The 22,042-nt window shown below is 53.7% G+C and carries 20 protein-coding genes and 1 pseudogene; 2 read left to right on the top strand and 19 right to left on the bottom strand.

The features are described 5' to 3' along the window. Nucleotides 1–106 precede the first annotated feature (106 nt). From dinB to ACYZTR_RS20155, 5 genes are all read right to left on the bottom strand, one after another. Complete coding sequence (gene dinB / locus ACYZTR_RS20135; protein ID WP_461973472.1) at nt 107–1,174, bottom strand: DNA polymerase IV; 1,068 nt, start codon at nt 1,172–1,174, stop codon at nt 107–109. Nucleotide 1,175: 1 nt separating this feature from the next. After that, a complete protein-coding gene (gene speC, locus ACYZTR_RS20140; RefSeq protein WP_461973473.1) occupies nt 1,176–3,362 on the bottom strand; it encodes an ornithine decarboxylase in 2,187 nt (728 codons plus the stop codon). Next, nucleotides 3,346–4,563 carry an MFS transporter gene (locus ACYZTR_RS20145; RefSeq protein WP_461973474.1) on the bottom strand — a complete coding sequence of 406 codons (1,218 nt, stop codon included), beginning with the start codon at nt 4,561–4,563 and terminating at the stop codon, nt 3,346–3,348. The genes speC and ACYZTR_RS20145 overlap by 17 nt, the downstream gene beginning before the upstream one ends. 65 nt (nt 4,564–4,628) lie before the next feature. Continuing rightward, entirely contained in the window at nt 4,629–4,985 is a 357-nt protein-coding gene (speD, locus tag ACYZTR_RS20150; protein WP_461973475.1) for an adenosylmethionine decarboxylase, read from the bottom strand. Nucleotides 4,986–5,172: 187 nt separating this feature from the next. Then, nucleotides 5,173–6,582 (bottom strand): radical SAM protein, encoded by a 1,410-nt coding sequence (locus ACYZTR_RS20155; protein ID WP_461973476.1) that lies wholly within the window; start codon nt 6,580–6,582, stop codon nt 5,173–5,175. A 444-nt stretch (nt 6,583–7,026) separates the two neighbouring features. Between ACYZTR_RS20155 and fliK the strand changes: the two are divergent. After that, a pseudogene (gene fliK, locus ACYZTR_RS20160) lies at nt 7,027–7,182 on the top strand (flagellar hook-length control protein FliK); the annotation flags it as partial. Then, on the top strand, nt 7,179–7,508 hold the full coding sequence (locus tag ACYZTR_RS20165) for an EscU/YscU/HrcU family type III secretion system export apparatus switch protein (protein WP_461973477.1): 330 nt from the start codon (nt 7,179–7,181) through the stop codon (nt 7,506–7,508). The pseudogene fliK and the gene ACYZTR_RS20165, both read left to right, overlap by 4 nt. A 142-nt stretch (nt 7,509–7,650) precedes the next feature. On the opposite strand, the gene ACYZTR_RS20170 is transcribed toward ACYZTR_RS20165, so the two are convergent. The 14 genes from ACYZTR_RS20170 to flhA form a co-directional block, all read right to left on the bottom strand. Next, complete coding sequence (locus tag ACYZTR_RS20170) at nt 7,651–8,043, bottom strand: DUF2802 domain-containing protein (protein WP_461973478.1); 393 nt, start codon at nt 8,041–8,043, stop codon at nt 7,651–7,653. Next, complete coding sequence (locus ACYZTR_RS20175; protein WP_131061597.1) at nt 8,044–8,529, bottom strand: chemotaxis protein CheW; 486 nt, start codon at nt 8,527–8,529, stop codon at nt 8,044–8,046. 72 nt (nt 8,530–8,601) lie between these two features. Then, nucleotides 8,602–9,480 (bottom strand): CheW domain-containing protein, encoded by an 879-nt coding sequence (locus ACYZTR_RS20180; protein ID WP_461973479.1) that lies wholly within the window; start codon nt 9,478–9,480, stop codon nt 8,602–8,604. Nucleotide 9,481: 1 nt separating this feature from the next. Beyond that, nucleotides 9,482–10,270, bottom strand: coding sequence for a ParA family protein (locus tag ACYZTR_RS20185; protein WP_033056007.1), 789 nt, complete (start codon nt 10,268–10,270; stop codon nt 9,482–9,484). 43 nt (nt 10,271–10,313) lie between these two features. Then, nucleotides 10,314–11,204 (bottom strand): flagellar motor protein MotD, encoded by an 891-nt coding sequence (motD, locus tag ACYZTR_RS20190; RefSeq protein ID WP_283183576.1) that lies wholly within the window; start codon nt 11,202–11,204, stop codon nt 10,314–10,316. Nucleotides 11,205–11,219: 15 nt separating this feature from the next. After that, nucleotides 11,220–11,960 (bottom strand): flagellar motor protein, encoded by a 741-nt coding sequence (locus tag ACYZTR_RS20195; protein WP_461973480.1) that lies wholly within the window; start codon nt 11,958–11,960, stop codon nt 11,220–11,222. Then, nucleotides 11,960–13,090 carry a protein-glutamate methylesterase/protein-glutamine glutaminase gene (locus tag ACYZTR_RS20200; protein WP_461973481.1) on the bottom strand — a complete coding sequence of 377 codons (1,131 nt, stop codon included), beginning with the start codon at nt 13,088–13,090 and terminating at the stop codon, nt 11,960–11,962. The genes ACYZTR_RS20195 and ACYZTR_RS20200 overlap by 1 nt, the downstream gene beginning before the upstream one ends. Before the next feature lie 49 nt (nt 13,091–13,139). After that, nucleotides 13,140–15,383: a chemotaxis protein CheA gene (locus ACYZTR_RS20205; RefSeq protein WP_461973482.1), complete on the bottom strand. Its 2,244-nt coding sequence runs from the start codon at nt 15,381–15,383 to the stop codon at nt 13,140–13,142. Nucleotides 15,384–15,413: 30 nt separating this feature from the next. Beyond that, entirely contained in the window at nt 15,414–16,202 is a 789-nt protein-coding gene (locus ACYZTR_RS20210; RefSeq protein ID WP_461973483.1) for a protein phosphatase CheZ, read from the bottom strand. A 22-nt stretch (nt 16,203–16,224) separates the two neighbouring features. Further along, nucleotides 16,225–16,596: a chemotaxis response regulator CheY gene (locus ACYZTR_RS20215; RefSeq protein WP_003183998.1), complete on the bottom strand. Its 372-nt coding sequence runs from the start codon at nt 16,594–16,596 to the stop codon at nt 16,225–16,227. A 167-nt stretch (nt 16,597–16,763) separates the two neighbouring features. After that, the gene (gene fliA / locus ACYZTR_RS20220; RefSeq protein WP_282377502.1) at nt 16,764–17,504 is read right to left on the bottom strand and encodes an RNA polymerase sigma factor FliA; all 741 of its coding nucleotides are present in this window, start codon (nt 17,502–17,504) and stop codon (nt 16,764–16,766) included. Beyond that, nucleotides 17,501–18,331, bottom strand: coding sequence for a flagellar synthesis regulator FleN (fleN, locus tag ACYZTR_RS20225; protein ID WP_008001746.1), 831 nt, complete (start codon nt 18,329–18,331; stop codon nt 17,501–17,503). Before fleN ends, fliA begins: the two co-directional genes overlap by 4 nt. A gap of 116 nt (nt 18,332–18,447) precedes the next feature. Then, the gene (gene flhF, locus ACYZTR_RS20230; RefSeq protein WP_461973484.1) at nt 18,448–19,776 is read right to left on the bottom strand and encodes a flagellar biosynthesis protein FlhF; all 1,329 of its coding nucleotides are present in this window, start codon (nt 19,774–19,776) and stop codon (nt 18,448–18,450) included. A gap of 11 nt (nt 19,777–19,787) precedes the next feature. After that, nucleotides 19,788–21,917, bottom strand: coding sequence for a flagellar biosynthesis protein FlhA (gene flhA / locus ACYZTR_RS20235; RefSeq protein WP_461973485.1), 2,130 nt, complete (start codon nt 21,915–21,917; stop codon nt 19,788–19,790). Nucleotides 21,918–22,042 lie beyond the last annotated feature (125 nt).

Genomic DNA, 22,042 nt, shown 5'->3' on the forward strand with positions numbered 1-22,042 from the left:
CATAAGAGCTAGTGCTTCTGCTAAGAGGTAAAATCGTCAATTGCATTTCGGTATGCTCGGCCTTCGGTTTTCGCCTTTCACTCACGTAAATCAGAATTAAATATATCTACCACGAGAAAGACAACTGACGCCCGAAGAGTGGATCTCGCAAAGTTGCAATCAAACCAATCAATCGGACGCCTCGTCCATTACGCCGAGATTCCCAAACAAAATGTGCCGCCGACAATAGCCCTGCAAAATCCAAAATATGATACGCATACTCATGAGACGTGAGATAAAAATCATCAAATTTTATTTTTACACCTTGCCGAGAAACGCTCAAGTCGGGGCTATATTGCCTTAACCTTCGCATTAACTCTGGATACAAGTGGCCTATTATTTTTTTGCATTGTTCCCAATCGTGTATGTCTTGAGGCAGCGTAATTTCGATGCCGACAGTTTTCCGTAAAGAGTCTGCGCAAACAGTACGTTCATCAATACCGTGACAACGGTTCCAAATTTCAACGCCAACCTTTCCAAACTCTTTTATAACTGTAGATATACTGGCCCTTTGTACATCCGCACACGTGTTCAGACCAAGATCGTATAAGCGCTGTGAAGTCTTAGGCCCAACGCCCGGTATTTTGCATAGAGGAAGCGATCGTACGAACGATTCCACTTCATTCGGAGCAATTACAAATTGACCATTTGGTTTATTGACATCGGATGCGATTTTGGCAAGAAACTTGATTGGTGCTACGCCAGCAGAGGCGGTTAAATTCAGTTCATTATTTATAGAAGTTCGTATTTCTTGAGCGATCAAAGTAGCTGATCCGCGACAAGCCTCGCAGTCAGTAACATCAAGATAGGCCTCATCCAACGAAATCGGTTCAAAATTTGATGTATAACGGGAAAAAATCTCCTGTATTTGCAATGACACTGCTTCGTAAACTTCCATTCGAACAGGCAACACTTTGAGATCAGGACACAACTTAAACGCTCTTGCCGTAGACATAGCACTGTGTACACCATAGCGTCTTGCTAGATAGTTAGCCGTGCAAATGACCCCCCTGCTTTCTACGCTACCGCCTATCGCAAGAGGTATACCCATAAGCACCGGATCATCTCGCATCTCTATGGCTGCGAAAAAACAGTCCATGTCTACGTGAATGATTTTTTTAAAGAGTTCCGTCACATCAGGACTCGGCTGATTCTTTTACTACATATCCGTAATATATTTTTTTTCCATCGCCGCCAACTTTTACATGCACGCCTTGTATTTCAGGACTTAAAACTGGGTGCGTGTTCATCAGGTGTTCAGCCACCAATACATATTCAAGCACTGCGCCACCCCACATTTCGCCAGGAGCCAAACATAGAATGCCTGGAGGATAAGGCACTACCCCTTCAGCAGCTACTCTTCCAGCGGCTGACATTAAGGGTATCAATTCTACATCCCCCCTCACCAAGTGACAATTAGCATTGTAGGAAGACATGACAACATCAGGAAAATTACATTCTGCGAACATATCGCCCTGAAGTTTTACCAAACAAAAATCCGAATACAGCTTACTCAACTCTTGACAAAGATCCCTAACACCACAGCCATGGTAGCGCAGAGGATCACTGTTATAAATAGAGGGAACCACATCAATCAAAAGTGAATTTAATTTCACATGACATTCAAAACGACAGAGTTCAGTAACGAGAATTTCTAATTTATCAATACTCGTCGCGGGAGTGAGCAAAAACACAATTAAGTACAAGTCGCTTTTTTCTGGAACAATCCCTTGATCTCGCAGGTAATGCGCCAAAATTATCGCTGGAAGCTCGAAGACTTTATTGTCTCCTCCCTGCGCGTTAGCTCTGGAAGTCGTTAACAACAACTTACACGGATCAATAAAATATTGAGACTCACCATACCCTTTGAAGCCATGCCACTTCTCATTGCTCGAAAACTCAAAAAAACGAAAATCGCTAGCAATAACATCAGTTTCGTAATCTTTCCAAGGCTTACCATCAATGAGTGATGGAACAAATGGCAAGATGTTCTCGCAAGCAGAAAAAATCATTTTACGCGCCTCAATGCCAACGTGAACACAATCCTCCCAAATACGCTCCCCATTCCCTTTCGAATGAATTTTTGCGTTTACATCAAGGGACGCGAACAATGGGTAAAAGGGACTCGTCGAGGCATACAGCATAAAAGCATTGTTAAATCGAGCATGATTGCAGTATCTGTTTTGCAATTTAATGTGATTGTCTTTTTTATGGATCTGAGATGTTTGAGAAAAACCCGCCAGTTGTTTGTGCACCGACTGTGTGACAATGATACCTGGCGAGTCCTCACCTAAATCCAGCAAAAGAGGTGAGCAATCGTGCATAATTCTGATGAATTGTTCATAGCCTAGCCACGCAGAATCAAAAAGTATGTAATCGCATAAATGCCCTATCTTCTCAACAACCTGTTTTACATTATAAACGCTGCCATCCCATGTTCCTGATTGGAGAATCGCAAGTCGAAACGGACGGTCCTCATCCGCTTTTTCTGGCGCTACTTCTTTAAGTCTTGCTCGGAGATATTGCTCGTCAAAACAATGTGCCGGTACGCCGCCTATGACCCCATATGCGTTTCGCATGGCCTCCAAATACACGGGCGTTGCACCTGCTTGAACCAATGCACCGTGATAGCAAGACTTATGATTGTTTCTGTCAAATAGCACAACGTCGCCCTTAGTCAGTAACGCGTTCGCAACTATTTTATTTGATGATGATGTGCCATTAAGAACAAAATACGTTTTGTCGGCATTAAAAACAGAAGCCGCGTGTTGCTGGGCCTCCCCCGGAGGGCCGAAATGACTTAACAAATCTCCAAGCATGGGATCTGCATGCGGCACATCAGCTTTGAACAGGTTGTGACCAAAAAAATCTAAGAATTTTTGACCCGCAGGATGTTTTGACAAAAAATTGCTTCCCTGGTGACCAGGACAGGCGAACGTTATATTATCTCTAGAGAGATATTCAGCAAGCACTTTAAAAAACGGAGGCAGTACTTCGTTTTCATACCATTGAGCCGTACACTCTACTTCTTTGCTCAAGTTCACTATGTCACCAGACCCGACATGACGACCTCCTAACAGTTTCTCAAACCTCAAATCTTCCTCTTTAAATTTTTCGATAACCAATTCAAATATGGGAATATTTTCACTCAACCCGCACATCAGTTTTGCTACACGACTATCCAATTCCTCACTGGTTAAAACGATAACTGCAATATCACTAAAATCCCACACACAAGAAATTAGCACCTTCTCTCTGTCAGTTTTAAAATAACTTGCAGCTTGTAAGCTAGTGGCGACCTTGAACCTACCTTTTCCATTCATATTCAATCCTCTTGATTCTTGAAATCACAGTTTTTGCCGATACCGTAATCAACAAAGAAATTACGGAAAAAGAAGCGCCACCTAGCAATATAAAAAATAATCCGGAAATAAGACCAGACACAGCTTCGCTAGCATTAGCTAGGGTTGAATACAGCGCGTAATTTTTGCCTAAATCACCTTTAAGTGAAAGAAATTGAATATTTGTAATAATAGAAATATCAACTATTGCCCCGCAAAAACCAAGAAAAAATATCATTAAAAGAACACCAACAAAGTGTACGCTTATAGCGATGGAAGTGGCCAAAAAAAACACGCCGTATATCATCCACGAAGTCATCAACTGGATGGGACTAGAATGCCTGACTATTCGCACATAACAAAAACCGCCAACAACAGTACCCAATGACATGACGGAGTAGATATATCCAACCAATGCCTCATCATCATAGACGTTCATTATAGAAGACGGTAATACAAATCTAAGTAATGAAGCAGTAAATAACACGCACATTGATGTACCAGCGATGACAAAGAACAGATTTGGGTTTTCTGCCCGCATCTGTGAAGCGGTTGTTTTGGCGTCACAAAAAATATCCAGTAGAGATAACTTCTTCTTTCCAGAGGGTAAATTCGCTCTCAAAAACACCAACATAAAAACGGACAAAACATAAGTGATGGGATACATGTAAATCACATACACTTTCCCGCCCAGAGAAATAAAAAGAGCACAGGCCAATGGACCGATTATCGATGCAATATCTTCAATTATTTGAAGCACACTGTTTGCAACAGGCAAATCTTTTTGTTCAAGTGCCGTGGGTAGATATGATCTAAAACTGGGCTGGAACAGACTTCGCCCTACAGTGATTAACATAGAGCTTATTATTAACACATACACATTCAGGCTGTCATTAATATAGAACACAGACAACGATGCAGCCACACCCAATCGAAAAAACTCACTGAACAACATATTGTTTTTTTGAGGGTAGCTATCTGCAATCCACCCTCCTATTGCACCAAAAAATACGTATGGCATAAATCTGACAAAATAAACCAGTCCCAAATAGAAATAATTAGAGTCAAGAAATTCAATTGCAAGGAGCGCAAAGACTACTTCATAAGCAAATTCACCGGTTTTTGAAAAAAAACTAGAAAAGCAAAGTGGCCATATTTTGTTAAAAATAGTTGGGCATTGCATTGACCACCTCAAATAAATAAATATGTTTTCCTCGCGTAAAAAGTGCACAGCATACTTCTACAGTTCTAACCACCTCTCAGTATTTTTGATTGAATGACTTCCATTGGTTTAAACATCTCAACCAACGACTCAAGAATCAGATCAGGCTTACAAACTCCGCATGTAAAAATATCAAAAAATAGAAAACCATCTTCGGGATAGGTGTGAATGGATGCATGGGATTCAGACAAAAGAACCAAGGTAGTAACACCATGGGGAGAAAATTGCTTTGATACATAGCCACAGACGGTTGCACCGCCGGCGGTTATTGATTTAATTAAAGAGCTTTCTAGCAATGGCAAATTATTCAGCAACTTGAAATCCAGGCCCTTCAGCTCACCAAAAATATGAACCCCTGGATATGCACCGCTAGAATTAGTCATACTGAAACTCCTAGTAATTTTATAGCTATTTTCCCGCAAAAACTTCTCCAAATCGACATTCGAGATACCCCAACATTACATACATACAGCTAATATTTGAAGACGAAGAAGTACAACACATGGAAAACCATCCATATTCAACATAATATTCGAATACAGCGCCCCAACTAAGATAGGTATAATAAATCTATATTCTAAAAAACACCTCACTCTCCGTAATATCTCGGACTGAGCCTTCTAACTGTTCCGCTACAAAACTGTCCATAGCCTGCTGCTCAACTACGGGTTGCAGGTAGTACATGATATTTACGTAATTATACCAACCTGTCTTTGTCAGAAAAAAATGGGTTTCAGTTTCAGAAATCAAACCTACCGCCTTGAGAGATGTAATTTTTTGCTTGGTCTCTTCTGAGAACAACTGCGTAGCGACTCTGCTTTTATCAACCGTGCCAAAATATGGAAGCCTTAAAGCCAACGGACGTAAATAGTCCAACTCGCTGTTATGTTTAAATATTTTAAAGGTGCTACTTATATCATCTAGGGATGTAAACTCAGCTATGTATTTACTACGCAAGTTGGTATTTATTAGTTTTGCATTGTACGTACTGCTGATAGCGCTTACACCAAAGCCAATTAGGTCGTGATCATGGTATCCATATACATGTTCGTGATACTCAAATTTGTAACCTTCGTAAATCACATCTGTATTGACCAGCAGGTTCCCGACCTTACGATATCCATGCCCATTGTGTGGCATGTAGCCTCTTGAACGCATATAGGCATCAACCAACATGTTCATTGTGAATTTTTTGGTCGCTGAAGTTGGAATGTACTTCATCTTGGTCAAAACTTTATGCAGCGAGGGCTGAGTCATTATGTTGTCAATTGGATAAACATCAATGTTACTTACCCCTGTATCACAAGCCTTGCTCAGATCCAGAAGAAGTTCTTCCTCGGTATGACCGGACATCCCGTACAAAATATCAAATGACACATTGTCAAACCGATCAGACAAAATATCAACACCCTGCTTAATCTGATCGATGGTTGCAGTTAGTGTAAATAGGTCACGCCATTTTTTTGAGAAAGTCTGTAAACCAAATCGCGGATGAGTTACACCTATGCTTTTCATTGCCGAAGCTTTTTCCGCGCTAAGGCTTTTAACTTCGATCTCAAAAGAAAACTCTTTAATTTTTGTTAGGTCAAAATTTCTGTGCAAAACAGCGCCTACTCTATGTATCTGCTCCGCCGACATCATGGACGGAGTGCCCCCGCCAAAAAAAACGGCATTAATCGGGACACAATTCAAATATAACATTTTGCTTTTTAAATTAATCTCGTTAATCAATGCCTGGACATATAGTTCAATTACATTAATGTCGGTAACCCGACCTCGCGTGAATGGGCAGAACGAGCAAATGGTGTCGCAAAAAGGAATATGTATATACAACGCTCGCTTTTTAACCGTTACATTCGCCAGCGACAATATTTCATCAAGCTCCCGAAAGTCCGTAACAACACCGGAAGCAGGATAAAAGAAATTGTAAATAGGATACTGCATGTCAAAAGGAAACAGGTCTGCTCTGACGATATCCATATTAACCCCTTATCATTATAAGATATTGCGATTATTCAAACCGCAATATCTTAATTACTTCTTACCAGGCTCGAGTTGCAAACTCTTTAACAGCACTGCTATCTGGGGTTTTCTTGAAGACTTCTTTCGCACTTTTCATGGTGTTTCTCCGATAGATATATTTTTTGTCCGAGAGATTCTTGGACGACCCCAAACTAAGTATCACGCTGTAACCTGTCAATGAAAAACAGATGACAGATAAGGACCCATAAGATCAAACTCGTTAAATAACTGCAGCTCATGTAGGATACTTCATACATTGATTGTAGGACGAAATCGATGGACCCGCTCTAGACCGAGATATCTAAAGTAGGACGGTAATTAACCAATCTGGGAAACATTTGAAATCATTTGTAATAATCTATACAAAGAATCATCGCAACCGACGTTAGCTAATCGATCTCGTACACCGCCAGTCTGATCGAAAGTCATCTGGCCGAACTGCGCCAGCGCCTGCTGGCGTCCGGCCTGAATGTCGGCGATCTCGATTGCCACCTCGGCACACCGCCACAAGGCCCTCAAACCCGTCTCGAACAACGCTGGGTCGACGAAACCGCATGAGAAACCCCAACACCCCGCGCCAAGCCATCGCCCTCAAATACGACGGCAGCCACGCCCCTACCCTCACGGCCAAAGGTGACGACGCACTTGCCGAAGCCATTCTGAAGATCGCCCGCGATTATGAAGTGCCCATCTACGAAAACGCCGAGCTGGTGAAACTGCTGGCGCGGATGGAATTGGGGGAGAGTATTCCGGAGGAGTTGTATCGCACGATTGCCGAGATTATTGCGTTTGCGTGGAATTTGAAGGGCAAGTTTCCTGAGGGACAAGATCCGGATGCGCCGATGGTCGAGAAAGACATCACCAATCGCGGCGACGACTACTGATCGTTCCCACGTAGAGGCGTCGAACCGTCTGCGTGGGAATGCAGCCCGGGACGCTCCGCGTCCCATGCAAAGCCGAACGCGGAGCGTCCGTTGAGGCATTCCCACGCAGAGCGTGGGAACGATCCTCGATCGTTGGGAGGCGTCAGTTCTTGTGTACCTTACTCATCAACTCCGCCTCAGCCTGGGTCAACCCGCAGGACTGAGTCAGTTCGTCGACGCTGGCGCCCATGCCCACCAATCGCGCCGCTTGGGCAAACGACAGGCTCGACGGATCGCGCTGTTCCAGCTGAGCCAGTTTGTCCGGTAACGGGCCCACCACCGCGCGCAGTTCGTGCAGGTCTTCACCCATGCGCACGTTGCCGCTCTGGTAGTCCTCGACACGCCGGGCCAGGTCTTTGATGCGCTGATCGCGCAGCGCATCACCCTGAGCCTGTTGCGCAGCGATCAGTCGTTGGCCACGTATGTACGCCAGAAACATCGCCAGTGTGCCTGCCCAAAAGAGGAACAGGACAATGACCGCCACCTCAAGAATCAATCAGATGTTCTCCAGGTCCGACCATTCTTCTTCGCTCATCATCTTGTCCAGCTCGACCAGAATCAGCAGCTCGTTGTTCTTGTTGCATACGCCTTGAATGAACTTGGCGGATTCTTCGTTACCGACATTCGGCGCGGTTTCGATTTCCGACTGACGCAGGTAAACCACTTCGGCCACGCTGTCGACCATGATCCCGACCACTTGCTTGTCGGCTTCGATAATGACGATACGGGTGTTGTCGCTGATCTCGGCATTCATCAGGCCGAAGCGCTGACGGGTGTCGATCACGGTGACCACGTTACCGCGCAGGTTGATGATGCCCAGCACGTAGCTCGGGGCACCCGGGACCGGGGCGATTTCGGTGTAACGCAGGACTTCCTGAACGCGCATCACGTTGATGCCGTAGGTTTCGTTGTCCAGTTTGAAGGTTACCCATTGCAGGATCGGATCTTCGGAACCCTTTGCAGACGACGCCTTATCATTCATACCCTGACCCCTCGAAAAACCGCCCTAGCGGTGTATGTTCTGTGTGACGGCAGTCACTGCCGCCACCTGTTTTTATGTCGGTTTATGCACTGGTTTAATGCTGCTCATGTGCTTTGCCCCACCGCTGGCGATCAACTCGGCCAGTGCTGAAACGTCGAGCAATGCACACATGTGTTCAATCACGGTGCCCGCCAGCCATGGCCGTTGACCACGCTGGCTGCGCCATTTGATTTCGTTCGGGTCCAGGCGCAATGAGCGGCTGACTTGATGCACCGCCAGCCCCCACTCGTAACCCTGAACCGAAATAACGTACTGCAGGCCCTGACGGAAATCGTCGCGGTAGCGGTCAGGCATGACCCAACGCGCGGTGTCCAATACTTTCAGGTTGCCGGCCTGGCTTGGCAGAATTCCGAGGAACCATTCCGGCTGACCGAACAGCGGCGTCAGCTCGTGGCCGGCCAAGGAGTAAATCGAGCCCAGGCACACCAGCGGCACCGCCAGGGTCAACCCGGCGACATCGAACAACAGGCATTCGAATGGCTCGGAGGCCCATGACGGACGACCATCGGTTTCCACCGGTGGCGGCGTGTTGCTCGGCGGCAAGTGGACTTCGACCACCGGCGGCACCAGGGCTTGCAGCAGCGGTGCGATAGTCGATACCGGCGCCAGAACCGGTGCCGGTGCTTCTTCGATCACAACAGTTGCTTTCACCACGGGTGCTACCACTGGCGCTACCTTCAGCGCGGCGACCGCGGCGGGTTTCTGCGCATCACGAGCCTGCTCTTCAAGCACTGCCGCCTGGAATTCGTCCAGCGCAGCTTCAACCTCCACAACCTCGGGCAGCGCCTCGATTTGTGGCGGCAACTCTTCGGTCGCCTCCATCAGCAAGCTGTCCAGATAAGACTGGAGCGCGAGTTGCGGGCGCGAGGTGATTTTTACCGGGCGGTTCATGTCACGCCACCTGCGGGACAAGTTGTGCTGCCAGCAAATGCTTGAGCAGTGCGCGGTAGGCGAGAACACCACGGCTCTTGCCGTCAAATTGCGAAGGCGTCACGCCGGCACGGCTGGCGTCACGCAAGCGGGTGTCGACTGGAATGTAGCCCTGCCAGATTTCTTCCGGGTACTTGTCGCGCAACACCCGCAGAGTGCCGAGGGAAGCCTGCGTGCGGCGGTCGAACAGGGTCGGCACGATGCTGAAGGGCAACGCCTGTTTGCGTGAACGGTTGATCATCGCCAGGGTGTTGACCATGCGCTCCAGGCCTTTGACCGCCAAGTGCTCGGTCTGCACCGGAATCACCAATTGCTGGCTCGCCGCCAAGGCATTGACCATCAGCAAACCGAGCAACGGCGGGCTGTCGATCACGGCGTAATCGAAGTCCTGCCACAGTTGCGCCAGACTCTTGGCAATCACCAGGCCCAAGCCACTCTGACCCGGCGACTGGCGCTCGAGGGTCGCGAGTGCAGTGCTCGATGGCAACAGAGAAATACTTTCGTGGCTGGTGGGCAACAACAATTGACCGGGCAAACCTTGCGGCACGCTGCCCTTATTCAGGAACAGGTCGTAGCTGCTGTGTTCCAGGCTGTCGGGGTCGTAACCGAAGTAGCTGGTCATGGAGCCGTGAGGATCGAGATCGACCACGACCACGCGCTTGCCCGCCTCGGCCAGTAAACCGGCTAAAGCGATAGAGGAAGTGGTTTTACCGACACCACCCTTTTGATTGGCGACTGCCCAGACTCTCATTCGGATTGTTCCTCCCGGTCGAAATGGTCGACCGAGAAATAGCTCAACGTATTAATGCGGGTGACGGAGAATTGACGGCGCTCTCTCGTCCCGGCGACTTGACCGGGGTCGGTGCAGTTTGTGTGCCAGCACGCTTCAACGCGGCATCCGGATGCGCATTGGCCGTTCCGGTACCGGTGAGACTGCGGCGTACATCAAGATTTCGTGACACCACCAGCACCACCCGACGGTTGCGCGCCCGCCCCTCGGCAGTCGCGTTGTTGGCCACAGGCTGGAACTCGCCGTAACCCACCGACGCCAGACGACCAGGGTTCACACCCTGCATCGCCAGCATGCGCACGATGCTCGCCGAACGGGCCGAGGACAGCTCCCAGTTGGTCGGGTACTGCGCGGTGCGGATCGGTTGATCGTCAGTGAAGCCTTCGACGTGAATCGGGTTATCGAACGGCTTCAGAATCGCTGCGACCTTGTCGATGATGTTGAACGCGATGTCACTGGGCATGGCGTCGCCACTGCCGAACAACAGGCTGGAATTGAGTTCGATCTCGACCCACAGCTCATTGCCGCGAATGGTCATCTGATTGGAGCTGATCAAGTCGCCGAACGCGGCGCTGATGTCGTCGGCGATGCTCTTGAGCGGATCGCTGGCACCCGCAATGCCGGCGTCGACCTGCTCGGCGTCTTTAACCAGCGGCTTGGCCGGGGTCACGGTCTTCGGTCGCTCGTCGCCAATCGGGATCGGCTTGAGCGCACGATCCGAATCGGTGAACACGCCAATCAACGCTTCCGAGATGACCTTGTACTTGCCTTCGTTGATCGAAGAGATCGAATACATCACGACGAAGAAAGCGAACAGCAACGTGATGAAGTCGGCGTACGAAACCAGCCAACGCTCATGGTTTACATGTTCTTCAGGTTGGCGACGACGTGCCATGGTCCATGTCTCCCATCAATCCATGAAGCCCTGAAGCTTCAACTCGATAGAGCGAGGGTTTTCACCTTCGGCGATCGACAGAATGCCTTCCAACAACATTTCGCGATAACGCGACTGCCGCAAAGCGACAGACTTGAGTTTGGCGGCAATCGGCAGCAGCACCAGGTTGGCACTGGCCACGCCATAGATGGTCGCGACGAAGGCCACGGCAATGCCGCTGCCCAGTTGAGATGGATCGGCCAGGTTGCCCATCACGTGGATCAGGCCCATCACCGCACCGATGATGCCGATGGTCGGCGCGTAGCCGCCCATGCTTTCGAAGACTTTGGCGGCTTCGATGTCGCGGCTTTCCTGGGTGTAGAAATCCACTTCCAAAATGCTGCGAATCGCTTCCGGCTCCGCGCCGTCCACCAGCAGTTGCAGGCCTTTGCGCGAGTAGTTGTCGGGTTCGGCGTCGGCCACCCCTTCCAGACCGAGCAGGCCTTCCTTGCGTGCGATCAGGCTCCAGTTCACAACGCGATCGACGCCACCGGCCAGGTCCACGCGCGGAGGGAACAGGATCCATCCCAGAATCTGCATGGCGCGCTTGAAGGCGCTCATCGGCGCCTGCAACAGCGCCGCACCGACGGTCCCACCGATCACGATCAACGCCGCCGGGCCGTTGGCCAGTGCGCCGAGGTGACCGCCTTCAAGGTAGTTGCCGCCAATGATGGCGACAAACGCCAGGATGATCCCGATAAGGCTTAAAACATCCATCAGATACAAGCCTCGACCAGATGCTTGCCAATATCGTCCAGGCCGTACACCGCGTCGGCGAGTTCGGCTTTGACGATGGCCATCGGCATGCCGTAAATCACGCAGCTGGCTTCATCCTGGGCCCAGATCGAGCTGCCGCCCTGCTTGAGCAGACGCGCGCCTTCGCGACCATCGGCGCCCATGCCGGTCAACACGACCGCCAGAACTTTGTCACCGTAGGTCTTGGCCGCGGAACCGAAGGTGATGTCCACGCACGGCTTGTAGTTCAAACGCTCGTCGCCCGGGAGGATTTTCACCGCGCCACGGCCGTCGATCATCATTTGCTTGCCACCCGGTGCCAGCAGCGCCAGGCCCGGACGCAGGATGTCGCCATCCTCGGCTTCCTTGACGCTGATGCGGCAGAGCTTGTCCAGACGTTCGGCGAAGGCCTTGGTGAAGGCGGCCGGCATGTGCTGGATCAATACGATGGGGGCGGGGAAGTTGGCCGGCAATTGGGTCAGAACCCGCTGCAGGGCAACCGGACCACCGGTGGACGTGCCGATGGCGACCAACTTGTAGGCCTTGCGTTTCGGCGCTGGCGACGACGAGGCGGATGCGTGCGTACGCGCCGGAATCGGCGCCGGTGCCGGACGCGCAGGCGCGCTGCTGCCGTAGCTACTGACGCTCGAAGGCGCAGGCGTCGGGGCTGGCGCGGCGACGGGTGCCGGAGCGCTGTAAGTGCTGGCACGACGGTTACTGCGCGAGATGCTGAGAATCTTCTCGCACAGCAGTTGCTTGACCTTCTCCGGGTTGCGGGAGATGTCTTCGAAATTCTTCGGCAGGAAGTCCACCGCGCCGGCGTCCAGCGCATCGAGAGTGACCCGAGCGCCTTCGTGGGTCAGCGAGGAAAACATCAACACCGGGGTCGGGCAGCGCTGCATGATGTGCCGCACCGCCGTGATGCCATCCATCATCGGCATCTCGTAGTCCATGGTGATCACGTCTGGCTTGAGGGCCAGCGCCTGATCAATCGCCTCTTTTCCGTTGGTCGCCGTGCCGACGACCTGGATGTTCGGATCCGCTGAAAGAATTTCCGAGACGCGGCGGCGGAAAAACCCCGAATCGTCCACCACCAGGACTTTGACTGCCATAAACACTCCGTTAGACGGAGCGAGGCTCAGTCGCCCCGCTCCACCAGAATCAAATACGCCGTGCGGCGTAACGCTTGAGCATGCTCGGTACATCGAGAATCAGCGCAATGCGGCCGTCACCGGTGATGGTGGCGCCGGACATGCCTGGGGTTCCCTGGAGCATTTTGCCCAATGGCTTGATGACCACTTCTTCCTGGCCCACCAATTGATCGACGACGAAGCCGATCCGCTGAGTGCCCACCGAAAGGATCACCACATGGCCCTCGCGCTGCTCTTCGTGAGCGGCGGAGGCGACCAGCCAGCGTTTGAGGTAGAACAATGGCAGCGCCTTGTCCCGCACGATCACCACTTCCTGGCCGTCCACCACGTTGGTGCGCGACAGGTCGAGGTGGAAGATCTCGTTGACGTTCACCAGCGGGAACGCAAACGCCTGGTTGCCGAGCATGACCATCAGCGTCGGCATGATCGCCAGGGTCAACGGCACCTTGATGACGATCTTCGAGCCTTTGCCCTTGGTCGAGTAAATATTGATGGTGCCGTTGAGCTGGGCGATCTTGGTTTTCACCACGTCCATGCCCACGCCGCGTCCGGAGACATCGGAAATTTCGGTCTTGGTCGAGAAACCCGGCGCGAAGATCAGGTTGAAGCAGTCGGACTCGCTGAGGCGATCTGCTGCATCCTTGTCCATCAAACCTTTTTTCACCGCGATAGCGCGCAAAACATCGGCGTCCATGCCCTTACCGTCATCAGAGATGGACAGCAGGATATGGTCGCCTTCCTGTTCAGCGGACAGGATCACCTTGCCGCTGCGAGGCTTGCCCATCGCTTCGCGCTCGGCCGGCTCTTCGATACCGTGGTCAACCGAGTTGCGCACCAAGTGGACCAGCGGGTCGGCCAGGGCCTCGACGAGGTTCTTGTCGAGGTCGGTTTCTTCGCCGACCAGTTCCAGGTTGATCTCTTTCTTGAGCTGGCGAGCCAGGTCGCGAACCAGACGCGGGAAGCGTCCGAAGACCTTCTTGATTGGTTGCATCCGGGTCTTCATGACCGCGGTTTGCAGGTCGGCCGTGACCACGTCGAGGTTCGACACCGCCTTGGACATGGCTTCGTCGCCGCTGTTGAGGCCCAGACGGACCAAGCGGTTACGCACCAGCACCAACTCGCCAACCATGTTCATGATTTCGTCGAGACGCGCGGTATCGACCCGCACGGTGGTCTCGGCTTCGCTGGCCGGTTTTTCCGCCGGTGGCGCGGCCGGGGCACGAGCCGGAGCCGGTGCAGCAGCAACAGGCTTCGGCGCTTCGGCTTTAGGCTCGGGCGCTTTGGCGACGGGTTTCGGTGCAACAGCCTTGGCAACCGGGGCTGCAACCGAAGCGCTGGCGCCCGACGCGTTTCCGACTTCAGTGAACTTGCCTTTGCCGTGCAATTCGTCGAGCAGCGATTCGAACTCGTGATCGGAAATCAGATCGCTGCCAGCCGCTTTGGCGGTGGGTGCGGCCGGGACAGGAGCCGCAGCAATGGCCGATTCCAGCGCATCAACGGCAAAGTTGCCCTTGCCGTGCAGCTGATCGAGCAGTGCTTCGAACTCGTCGTCGGTGATATCGGAGCTGTCGCCTGCCGCTTTCGGGGCAGCCGGTGCGGCTGGCGCCGGGGCTACCGCATCGACGGCGAACTGGCCTTTGCCGTGCAACTGATCGAGCAACGACTCGAACTCGGCATCGGTGATTTCGTCGCTGGCAGCGGCATTACTCGCTGGCAGTGGAGCCGCCGCCGGGGCCTCGGCCTGCGCCTTGACGGCGTTCAACGAGTCCAGCAGTTGTTCGAATTCGTTATCGGTGATGTCGCCCGACTCACTGTCAGCAGCCGGTGTTTCGACCCCTTCGGCAACCGGTGCGGCTTCTTCGGTTTTCGGCTCGGCCAGACGGGCCAGAGCTGCCAGCAATTCAGGCGTGGCAGCCGTGATCGGGCTGCGTTCGCGGACTTCGGTGAACATGCCGTTCACCGCATCCAGCGCTTCGAGAACCACGTCCATCAGTTCCGAGTCGACGCGTCGTTCACCCTTGCGCAGGATGTCGAACACGTTCTCGGCGATGTGACAGCACTCCACCAACTCATTGAGCTGGAGGAAGCCGGCGCCCCCTTTTACAGTGTGAAAACCGCGAAAAATTGCATTGAGCAAGTCCGCATCATCGGGTCGGCTTTCAAGCTCGACCAGCTGTTCGGACAGTTGCTCTAGAATCTCGCCGGCCTCAACCAGGAAATCCTGAAGGATCTCTTCATCGGCGCCGAAGCTCATGTGTATGGGTGCTCCTACAGGTCTAAAAACCTAAAATCCAAGACTGGATAGCAAATCGTCCACATCGTCCTGACCGGACACAACGTCTTCTCTTTTATCGGCATGAATCTGCGGACCTTCACCCTGAGAGAGATGTTTTTGCGGATCTTTTTCAGCCAGCATCGCTTCACGGTCATGTTCGATGCCCGCAAAGCGGTCCACCTGACTGGCCATGAGCACGAGCTTGAGCAGGTTGCTTTCAACTTCGGTGACCAATTGGGTCACACGCTTGATCACCTGACCGGTGAGGTCCTGGTAATCCTGAGCGAGCAGAATGTCGTTGAGGTTGCTCGACACAACGCGATTGTCTTCGCTGCTGCGTGTCAGGAAACCGTCGACTCGCCGGGCCAGTTCGCGGAACTCTTCAGCCCCGACTTCGCGACGCATGAACCGTCCCCAGTCGGTGCTCAAGGCCTGCGCTTCATGGCTCAGGCCGTTGACCAGCGGCGTGGCGTTTTCCACCAGGTCCATGGTGCGGTTGGCCGCGGCCTCGGTCAGCTTGACCACATAGCCCAGACGCTCGGTGGCGTCCGTGATCTGTGACACTTCCTCGGCTTGCGGCATGTTCGGGTCAATCTGGAAATTGACGATCGCACTATGCAGCTCGCGAGTGAGCTTGCCCACTTCTTGATACAGGCCGCGGTCACGGGTCTGGTTGAGCTCATGGATCAGTTGCACGGCGTCGCCGAACCTGCCTTTTTCAAGACTTTCGACCAGTTCGACAGCGTGTTTTTTCAGGGTCGACTCGAAATCGCCCTGTGAAGATTCGTTATGCTCCATAGCTCCCCCGTGGCGCAGTTTCTCAACCGATGCGTTCGAAAATCTTTTCGATTTTTTCTTTCAACGCCTGGGCCGTAAAGGGTTTGACCACATAGCCGTTAACACCGGCCTGGGCTGCCTCGATGATCTGCTCGCGCTTGGCTTCAGCGGTCACCATCAGCACCGGCAGATGCTTGAGCTTTTCATCGGCACGCACATGGCGCAGCAAATCGATACCGGTCATGCCAGGCATGTTCCAGTCCGTTACCAGAAAGTCGATGCTCCCGCTGTTGAGCACCGGAATGGCAGTGGTGCCATCATCGGCCTCGACCGTGTTGGTGAACCCAAGGTCACGCAACAGGTTTTTTATGATCCGCCGCATCGTAGAGAAGTCATCAACGATGAGGATTTTCATGTTCTTGTTCAATTCGACCTCCAAGCAGTCTTAAACGCGCCCAGCACCTGGACGCGCCATTTCAATCAATCCGGCAAAGCACTCAATGACTGTCTGGAGCACAACAGATCGGGACCCGTGCGGTTCAACACCCCACCAGCCGCGTTCGCAGTGTCCCCACACTGCCTTCAGCGCGCTCGCCACTCCCCCAAACGCCCCCGCAAACGGGCCGCGCACTGGCTGTGTAACTGGCTGACCCGCGATTCGCTGACCCCCAGGACTTCACCGATTTCCTTGAGATTCAACTCTTCGTCGTAGTACAGCGCCAACACCAGTCGCTCACGCTCCGGCAAATTGGCAATCGCGTCCGCCAGTGCCATCTGGAAGCGTTCATCTTCCAGATCGCGCGACGGCTCCAGATGAGCACTGGCGCCATCCTCGTGCAGCCCTTCGTGTTCGCCGTCCTGCAACAGATCGTCGAAACTGAATAACCGGCTGCCCAGGGTGTCGTTCAAAATCCCGTAATAATCGTCGAGACTCAATTGGAGTTCGGCCGCAACCTCGTGATCTTTAGCGTCACGACCGGTTTTAGCTTCAATCGAGCGAATGGCGTCGCTGACCATCCGGGTATTGCGGTGGACCGAACGTGGCGCCCAGTCCCCCTTGCGTACTTCATCGAGCATCGCGCCGCGGATTCGTATGCCCGCGTACGTCTCGAAACTCGCGCCTTTGCTGGCGTCGTATTTGGTCGACACTTCAAGCAGGCCAATCATCCCGGCCTGGATCAGGTCTTCGACCTGGACACTGGCCGGCAGACGCGCCAGCAAGTGGTAAGCGATGCGTTTAACCAGTGGCGCGTAACGCTCGATCAGCTCGTACTGCGCGTCACGTGCCGACTTCTTGTAGAGGTTGTAGCCGCTGGCTGTCATAGCACCGGTCCTGCCGTTTGTTGCACGAGGCGCTCGACGAAAAACTCCAGGTGCCCACGCGGGTTGGCAGGCAACGGCCAGGTATCGACCTTCTGTGCAATGGCCTTGAACGCCAGGGAGCACTTGGAACGCGGGAAGGCTTCATAGACGGCGCGCTGCTTCTGCACAGCTTTGCGCACGCTTTCGTCGTAAGGCACCGCGCCGACGTATTGTAAGGCGACGTCGAGGAAGCGATCTGTGACCTTGGTCAACTTGGCGAACAGGTTGCGACCTTCCTGCGGGCTCTGAGCCATGTTGGCCAGGACGCGGAAGCGGTTCATGCCGTAATCGCGGTTTAGCAGTTTGATCAGTGCGTAGGCATCAGTGATCGAGGTCGGTTCGTCGCAGACCACCAGCAAGACTTCTTGCGCTGCGCGAACGAAACTGACTACCGAGTCACCAATGCCCGCAGCGGTGTCGATCACTAATACGTCGAGATTGTCGCCGATATCGCTGAACGCCTGGATCAGGCCGGCGTGTTGGGCCGGGCTCAGATGAACCATGCTTTGAGTGCCGGACGCGGCCGGGACGATGCGGATGCCGCCAGGGCCCTGCAACAGAACATCGCGCAGCTCACAGCGGCCTTCGATCACATCGGCCAACGTACGTTTGGGTGTCAGTCCCAGCAGGACGTCAACGTTCGCCAGCCCCAGATCGGCGTCCAGCAGCATGACGCGCCGGCCGAGCTCAGCTAGAGCCAGGGACAAGTTCACTGACACGTTAGTTTTCCCGACGCCACCTTTGCCGCCGGTCACCGCGATCACCTGTACGGGATGCATGCTGCCCATGAATTTTCTTTACCTTGTCTTACTTAGACGGAGGCCACATTACTGGCTGCGCGTTCACAAAATGAACAATGCATGGCAGACCATCGATGTAGGTACAAAAACGGTTCATTAATACCTCAGCCGACCTGCTTGGTCGGGCTGTGGTAAATATCAGCGAACATGTCAGCCATGGCTTCTTCGCTGGGTTCTTCTTGCATTTGCACGCTGACGGCGCGACTGACTAACTGATGACGACGCGGTAGATGCAAATCATCCGGAATCCGCGGGCCATCGGTCAGGTAGGCCACCGGCAATTCATGACTGATGGCCAGGCTCAACACCTCGCCCAGACTTGCCGTTTCATCCAGTTTAGTCAGGATGCAGCCAGCGAGGCCGCAGCGTTTGTAACTGTGATAAGCGGCCGTTAGAACCTGTTTCTGGCTGGTGGTTGCCAACACCAGATAATTCTTCGATTTGATCCCACGACCGGCCAGGCTTTCGAGCTGCATGCGCAGTGCCGGATCGCTGGCCTGGAGGCCCGCGGTATCGATCAGCACCACGCGTTTGCGCAGCAAGGGCTCCAGCGCCTGCACCAGCGACTGACCCGGGTCGACGTGAGTCACCGACACATTGAGGATCCGGCCAAGGGTCTTGAGCTGCTCCTGAGCACCAATACGGTAGCTGTCCATGCTCACCAACGCGATATTCTGCGCGCCGTACTTGAGCACGTAGCGGGCGGCGAGCTTGGCCAGCGTGGTGGTCTTGCCCATGCCGGCAGGGCCGACCATGGCAATCACACCGCCCTCTTCCAGCGGCTCGATTTCCGGTGTGGCGATCATCCGCGCCAGGTGCGCCAGCAACATGCGCCAGGCCTGACGAGGTTCTTCAATATCAGTAATCAGGGCCAGTAAATCGCGCGACAACGGGCCGGACAAGCCGATGCGTTGCAGGCGACGCCACAGATTGGCCTGGGCCGGACGGCTGCCTTGCAGCTGATTCCAGGCCAGGGAGCCGAGCTGCACTTCCATCAGTTCGCGCAAACTGTTGAGTTCGAAACGCATCGAGTCGAACGCACGCGGGTCAACGCCACCGGAGGCTGGCGCAGCGGCCGGTGCAGGCCGACGGGGTTCGGCGTAAGTCGGTTCGATCAGCGGCTCGGCGGCGGTCAGTGGCAGGCCGGCGAACAACTGGCGATTGGTGCTCTTGTCGCTCTCGCCTTCGCCTCGCAGGCTCAGTTCGGCCTGGGCGGTAACGATCCGCGACTGGGTCTTGCGCAACTCGTCTTCGAGCTCCATGTTCGGAACGCGCGGGGCCAGCGCTGATAATTTGTAATCCAGTGCCGCCGTCAACTCGACACCACCGGCGATCCGGCGGTTGCCAATGATGGCAGCATCAGCGCCCAGCTCATCACGAACCAGCTTCATGGCCTGACGCATATCGGCGGCGAAAAAACGCTTAACTTGCATAAACCACTACCTCAGCCGTTGGGCCCTACTGTCGCAACGATGGTCACTTGCTTGTTGTCAGGAATTTCCTGATACGCCAACACGTGCAAACCCGGGACTGCCAATCGGCCGAATCGCGACAGCATCGCGCGAACCGGACCGGCTACCAGCAGAATCACCGGCTGACCTTGCATTTCCTGACGCTGCGCCGCATCGATCAACGAACGTTGCAGTTTTTCAGCCATGCTTGGCTCCAGCAGAACGCCCTCTTCCGAGCCTTGTCCTGCCTTCTGAAGACTATTGAGCAATATTTGTTCCAACCTTGGCTCCAGGGTGATCACTGGTAGCTCGGAGTCAGTGCCTACGATGCTTTGCACGATAGCGCGGGATACGCCGACGCGCACGGCAGCCACCAGCGCGGCAGTATCTTGACTCTTGGCGGCATTGTTGGCGATGGCCTCGGCAATGCTGCGAATGTCCCGTACTGGCACCTGTTCGGCCAGCAAAGCCTGCAAAACTTTCAGTAGCTGCGACAGAGAGACCACACCTGGTACCAGCTCTTCAGCCAGTTTTGGCGAGCTTTTGGCCAGCAATTGCATGAGTTGCTGCACTTCTTCGTGACCGATCAACTCGCTCGAGTGCTTGTACAAAATCTGGTTCAAGTGGGTTGCCACTACCGTACTGGCATCGACCACGGTGTAACCGAGGGATTGCGCCTGGGCACGCTGGCTGATTTCGATCCAGACTGCCTCCAGACCGAAAGCCGGATCTTTGGCGGTAATGCCGTTGAGCGTCCCGTAGACCTGCCCCGGGTTGATCGCCAGTTCGCGGTCCGGGTAAATCTCCGCTTCGGCCAGGATCACCCCCATCAGGGTCAGGCGATAGGCACTCGGCGCCAGGTCGAGGTTGTCACGGATATGCACAGTCGGCATCAGGAAGCCCAGATCCTGCGACAGCTTCTTGCGCACGCCTTTGATTCGCGCCAGCAACTGACCACCCTGGTTGCGGTCCACCAGCGGAATCAGCCGGTACCCGACTTCCAGGCCGATCATGTCGATCGGGGTCACGTCGTCCCAGCCCAGTTCCTTGGTTTCCTGGGCGCGAGCCGGGGATGGCAGCTGTTCCTGTTGACGCTTGACCTCCTGCAGAGCTTGAACCTTGACCACGTTCTGTTTTTTCCAGAACAGGTACGCGCCGCCGGCCGCCAGGGCCGCCATGCTGAGAAAGGAGAAGTGCGGCATGCCGGGCACCAGGCCCATGACCGCCATCATACCCGCCGCCACTGCCAACGCTTTTGGCGAGGCGAACATCTGGCGACTGATCTGCTTGCCCATGTCTTCCGAGCCGGACGCACGGGTCACCATGATCGCCGCCGCTGTCGATAACAACAGTGATGGCAATTGCGCCACCAAACCGTCACCGATGGTCAATAGCGCGTAAACCTTGCCAGCGTCGCCGAAGCTCATGCCGTGCTGGAAGATACCGACGGCCATGCCGCCGATCAGGTTAATGAACAGAATCAGCAGGCCGGCAATGGCGTCACCACGCACGAACTTGCTGGCACCGTCCATCGAACCGTAGAACTCGGCTTCCTGGGACACTTCCATCCGGCGCATTTTGGCTTGGTTCTGATCGATCAGGCCGGCGTTCAAGTCGGCGTCGATTGCCATTTGTTTACCCGGCATCGCATCGAGGGTGAAGCGCGCGCTCACCTCGGAAATCCGCCCGGCACCCTTGGTCACTACGACGAAGTTGATGATCATCAAAATCGCGAAGACCACGATACCGACCACGTAGTTACCGCCGATCACCACCTCACCGAAGGCCTGGATCACCTTACCCGCGGAGGCGTGACCGTCCTGACCGTGGAGCATCACCACCCGCGTGGAGGCCACGTTCAACGCCAACCGCAGTAGCGTTGCCACCAGCAGAATGGTCGGGAACACCGCGAAATCCAGCGGTCGCAAGGCATAAACGCACACCAGCAACACCACGATCGACAAGGCAATGTTGAACGTGAAGAACACGTCCAGGAGGAACGGCGGGATCGGCAACATCATCATCGCCAGCATGACCAGCAGCAACAACGGCACACCCAGATTGCCCCGACTTAAGTCGGCAACGTTTGTGCGAGCACTGTTGAGTAACTGAGAGCGATCCACCGGTTTTCCCCGTTCCTATAAAGCAAACTTTTGACGCCTGAAGCACGCGCAAAGCGGCTACTGCAAGAAACCTTCCAACTTTTGCGGGGGGTTGAAACAGGGGGAGGTTATTGATGGATTTGTAG

This window comes from Pseudomonas sp. Hz4 (assembly GCF_054898165.1).